The sequence below is a fragment of the Clostridium sp. C8 genome, assembly GCF_001010885.1.
Taxonomy (GTDB): Bacteria; Bacillota; Clostridia; order Clostridiales; family Clostridiaceae; genus Clostridium; species Clostridium sartagoforme.
On the sequence record NZ_LBMX01000029.1, the window covers coordinates 1 to 2,660 of the forward strand.

At 28.4% G+C, this 2,660-nt stretch carries 2 protein-coding genes; both read left to right on the forward strand.

Annotated elements, in window-relative coordinates; translation table 11 throughout:
• Positions 1-301: 301 nt before the first annotated feature.
• Positions 302-1,852 (forward strand): nitrite/sulfite reductase, encoded by a 1,551-nt coding sequence (locus AAT22_RS04140; protein ID WP_047000352.1) that lies wholly within the window; start codon positions 302-304, stop codon positions 1,850-1,852.
• Positions 1,853-2,134: 282 nt separating this feature from the next.
• Positions 2,135-2,632 carry a thiol peroxidase gene (gene tpx / locus AAT22_RS04145; RefSeq protein ID WP_047000353.1) on the forward strand — a complete coding sequence of 166 codons (498 nt, stop codon included), beginning with the start codon at positions 2,135-2,137 and terminating at the stop codon, positions 2,630-2,632.
• Positions 2,633-2,660: the final 28 nt, after the last annotated feature.

Sequence of the window (2,660 nt, forward strand, 5' to 3'; positions counted from 1 at the left end):
AAGAATACCAGCACCAATTCATTCATTTAAGAATTAGAAATAAATTGCGAAGCAATTTATATAGTTCACAGCGCACAGTTCACAGTTCACAGTTTTTGGAATAAAGTAACAGGGAACAGGTTATGATATAAATTGCAAAGCAATTTATAAATGAAAGAATGAAAAAATTAAAACAACTGTGCACTGTTCCTTGTGAACTGTGAGCTGAAAAATGCTTCGCATTTTATTACAAATATTAAATATATATTATATTTAGTGATATAATTAATATTGTGTAAATTTATTAAAGAGGTGTCGATATATGAATAAGTTAAAAGAAGTTTTATATGGAGAAATAGAGAGTTTCAGGGAAACTGGATATAAGTTCTTTAATGGAGAGCTAAATATTATGCAATTTAAGCATGTTTCTGGAGGATTTGGAGTGTATGCTCATAAGGGAGGAAAGGAGTTTATGATAAGGCTTAGAATTCCTTCTGGAGTAACTAATGTAAATGAAATGTATAAGGTGTATGAATTCGCAGAAAAGTATAAACTAAGCAATATACATTTTACAACTCGTCAAGCAATTCAATTACATGGATTAAATATAGATGAAATTTGTGATTTAATGATTGAAGCTCTAGATAATGATATATATACAAGGGGCGCAGGAGGAGATTATCCAAGAAACGTAGCTATATCACCATTATCAGGAGTTGATTCAAGTGAGGCTTTTGATGTAACTCCATATGCATTAGCAGTTGGAAATTATTTTTTAGAGAGAATATATACTTATAAATTACCTAGGAAAATTAAGGTTTCCTTTTCAAATACTGAAAGTGATTCAGCACATTGCACAATTCAAGATTTAGGATTTGCTGCAACTGAAAAGGATGGAAAAGAATATTTTGAATTATACTTAGGTGGAGGATTAGGTCAAAATCCTAAAAAGGCAGTTAAATATACAGAGCTGATTGAGCCAAAAGAGGTAATTTATTATGTAGAAGCGTTAGTAAGATTATTTATGACTGAAGGGAATTATGAAAATAGAAATAAAGCACGTATTAGATATATTGTGGAACGAATGGGAGAAGAAGAGTTCTTAGAATGTTATAAAAAACATTTGGAAGAAGTTAAATCCAATGAAAACTTAGAGATAAAAGTTAATAATAAAGTATATTCTAAAGAGGGTATAGAAATAGATATTAATAATAAAAGGATATTTAAACAAAAACAAAAAGGATTGTATAGTGTTTATATTCACCCAATTGGTGGTCAACTTGCGGTTAAAGATTTAAAAAAGATTTTAGATAAAGTTAAAAACTTTAAAGATATAGAAGTTAGACTAGCAATGACCGAAGGGATTTATTTTAGAAATCTAAATGGTAATGAGGCAAGGGAGTTATTAGAGTTAACAGAAAATATGAGTGCAAAGACTGAGTTAGAGCAAAGTGTGTCATGTATTGGGGTGCCAACATGTCAAATTGGAATATGCAATAGCCAAAGAACATTAAAATCAATTATAAATTACTTTAAAGAAAAGGAATATTGTTTAGATATATTACCAAGAATTTATATATCAGGATGTGGAAATTCTTGTGGAGTACATCAAATTGGATCTATAGGATTTACTGGTAAAAAGAAGAGGGTAGGAGAGAAAATAGAAGAATGCTTTACTTTGTTTATAGGTGGAGAACTTGGAATAGGAAAAACTAAATTAGGTAATTCATATGGAGATATTCCAGAAAATAAAATTCCTGAACTATTATATGAACTTTCTACAAAAATTGAAAGAAGTAAATTAAATTTTAATAAATATTTATTAGATAAAGAACAAGAATTTAGAGAAATAGTGAGTAAATATACAGTATAGAAATTTACATAGGTCTACTTTTTTACTCTTTAAGAAATTATAAAAAATTCATAATGTAGAATAAAAAATTATGATTTCTTCCTTCAGTTGGCAAAAGGTCATATGTAAGTTTGCGTTGACTTGGAGTGGAACGACGGAATAAGAAAACTTACATATGACCTTTTTTTATAAGCTTTCACTTACAAGAAAAATTAGAATGATGATAAATATAATTATCACATATAATTTATAAGATTTTTGGAAAACATAAAATAGAAATCTTAAAGTAAGGAGAAAGATAAAATGAAACAAGTAAAATTTAAAGGATCCCCTATAACTTTAGAAGGCAATACATTAAATGTTGGAGATAAGTTGACAGATTTTACAGTAACAACAAATGATTTAGGTGAATTTAGATTAAAAGATACAAAAGGTATAAGAGTATTTCTTACAGTACCATCAATTGATACACCGGTTTGTGATATGGAAGTAAAAAGATTTAATAAAGAAGTTGATAGCTTAAACGGAGTAACTTGTTATACAATTTCAATGGACTTACCCTTTGCACAAGCAAGATGGTGTGGATTAGAAGGAGTAGAAAAAGTTAAAACATTATCAGATTATAAAAATAAAAGTTTTTCACAAGCAACTGGGACTTATGCAAAAGAGTTAGGATTATTAACAAGAGCATCCTTTGTAGTAGATTCAAATAATACAGTGACATTTGTTGAGTATTTAGATGAAATTACAAGTGAACCAAGTTATGATAAAATTTTTGAAGCTGCTAAAGAAGCAAAATAACATTAGTAAAAAGGAGCTGTCGCATTAG

Bases quoted from the DNA above. Each gene is read 5' to 3' on its own strand.
- AAT22_RS04140 (WP_047000352.1), top strand. From the start codon at position 302: ATGAATAAGTTAAAAGAAGTTTTATATGGAGAAATAGAGAGTTTCAGG.
- tpx (WP_047000353.1), top strand. From the start codon at position 2,135: ATGAAACAAGTAAAATTTAAAGGATCCCCTATAACTTTAGAAGGCAAT.